Raw genomic sequence first — 1463 nt, forward strand, 5'->3', positions numbered from 1 at the left:
TAGGGCTCAGCTCGCGCGTGCAGGCGGCGGTTTACCTCACGACTCGTTCGGCTTGAGGGCATCCACGCTACAAGGATGATCGAAACTGTGGGTTCACCTTAATCGTGTCACCAATGGCACCTTAATTTGGCAGCGATGATCCCTTAATTTGTCACCGGAGCCCTCAACGCGGCTTCGAGACGTTCAAGGTTGGGCGCTTTCCGCCTGCGTCCTGGCTGTGAGCTTGAAGGTGCCGGCGGCGGCGGCCTCCTCCAGCAGATCCATGCTGATGGACTCTGTTTTGGTCCTGATGGCCAGTTCGTCCGCTTGCGCCAAGAGCTTGGTCACCCTGCCAGTCAGGCCGCCGCTGTAGGCCATCAACTTTTGGACAATATCTTTCTCAGCGAATGGTGATGGCTTGGCCAGTGGCAGCAGGCGGCCGTAGCTCACCACGAAGGATCTGAAGGCCTCACTCGTCAATTGGTGCCGCTCACCCAATGGTCGAGGTGGGGCGGCAGGACGTTCACCATGATTGAGGTCAACCGACATCCATCCGATCACTTGAGTTCGTACCAAACACCACGGCCGCTGCCATGCTGATTCAAGTGACCGTGCTCGACCAGATTGCGGAAGTGTTGCTTCAGCGTGTTTCGGCTGACACCCGTCAATTTGATCGTATCGCCGATCGTGACTCGCCCGTGCTCGCGGGCAAGTTCGACGATCTGCAGTGACAGCTCGGGCAAGGCAGCCAGCACGATCTTCTCGCGCTCTACTTTCTTTTCCAGCCGCCGTACCTGCTCGGCCAGTGAACGCAGGAAGAACACCAGCCACGGTTGCCAGTTGGGCGCATTTGTCCGGATGGACCCTTGTGTCTGCCTCAGGGCAAGGTAGTACGCCTCTTTGTTCAGCTCGATCACGCTCTCCAGCGAGCTGTACGGGACATAAGCGTAGCCTGCCTGAATGAGCAACAAAGTGGTCAAGACACGACTGAGGCGGCCATTGCCATCCTGGAAGGGGTGGATCTCCAAGAACACCACGACGAAGATGGCAATGATCAAAAGCGGGTGCAACTGTGCCTTGTCGCGCTCCTCATTCACCCAGCTCACCAATTCAGCCATCAGATGTGGCGTGTCGAACGGGCTTGCCGTCTCGAACACGATCCCGATCTGCACACCGTTTTCATCGAAAGCGGCCACGCTGTTCGAGTTGGTCTTGTACTGTCCACGGTGCCGCGAGTCCTTCTCACTGTGGCGCAGCAGGATCTGGTGCAGTTGCTTGACGTGGTTCTCGTTGAACGGAATGTCCCGCCAGGAGCTGAACACCAAGTCCATCAGTTCGGCGTAGCCAGCCACCTCCTGTTCATCACGGGTCTCAAAAGACTGGATGGCCAGGTTGGAAAGCAGCCTCTCCACATCCCTGTCGGACAGCTTGCTGCCCTCGATGCGGGTTGACGACCCGATGCTCTCTATGGTGGCCACCCTGCG

At 58.0% G+C, this 1463-nt stretch carries 2 protein-coding genes; both read right to left on the reverse strand.

Annotated features, from left to right (window positions below; all coding sequences use genetic code 11):
- Positions 1-183: 183 nt before the first annotated feature.
- Entirely contained in the window at positions 184-528 is a 345-nt protein-coding gene (locus KAK11_RS21610; protein ID WP_210811703.1) for a hypothetical protein, read from the reverse strand.
- An 8-nt stretch (positions 529-536) separates the two neighbouring features.
- Positions 537-1463 (reverse strand): Fic family protein (locus KAK11_RS21615; protein ID WP_210811705.1); only part of this gene is annotated, 927 nt, incomplete at its 5' end.

The sequence above is a fragment of the Ideonella paludis genome, from assembly GCF_018069865.1.
Classification (GTDB): Bacteria; Pseudomonadota; Gammaproteobacteria; order Burkholderiales; family Burkholderiaceae_C; genus Ideonella; species Ideonella paludis.

Bases quoted from the DNA above. Each gene is read 5' to 3' on its own strand.
- KAK11_RS21610 (WP_210811703.1), bottom strand. From the start codon at position 528: ATGTCGGTTGACCTCAATCATGGTGAACGTCCTGCCGCCCCACCTCGA.